Below are 354 nucleotides of genomic sequence, written 5' to 3'. Positions count from 1 at the left end.
GGCACGGGGCCTTCCGCCACGCGGCCCTGCGCGCCAACCAGGTCGCCGACCCGCGTTCCCTGCTCGCTCTGTACGTCAACGGCGAAGAGCTGTCCCTCGCCCACGGCTACCCCCCCCGCGTGTTCTCCCCCCCCGACCTCCGTCTCCGCTTCGTCCTGTCCTACACCCCGACCCCGTTGACCACGGACGAGGACATGATCAACCGAGTGGTCGCCACACTCACCTCCTGAGCACTCGTGAGTATTTGGGTTGGGATCCCTGCACGAGAACTGGAGCTGGACTTTCGTCCACAACGCCCGCCCTGGCCGGTCTCGTGATGTCGGCGGACGCCCGTCGTCCGGGACGCCGCCGGCC

The 354-nt window shown here is 68.9% G+C and carries 1 pseudogene; it reads left to right on the top strand.

Annotation, left to right across the window (positions count from 1 at the left end):
* A pseudogene (locus TN53_RS47160) lies at window positions 1-230 on the top strand (molybdopterin-dependent oxidoreductase); the annotation flags it as partial.
* Window positions 231-354 lie beyond the last annotated feature (124 nt).

This window comes from Streptomyces sp. WM6386 (genome assembly GCF_000972385.1).
Taxonomy (GTDB): Bacteria; Actinomycetota; Actinomycetes; order Streptomycetales; family Streptomycetaceae; genus Streptomyces.
Note: the sequence above shows the minus strand (reverse complement) of the source record. Positions and strands in the feature narration are given on the sequence as shown.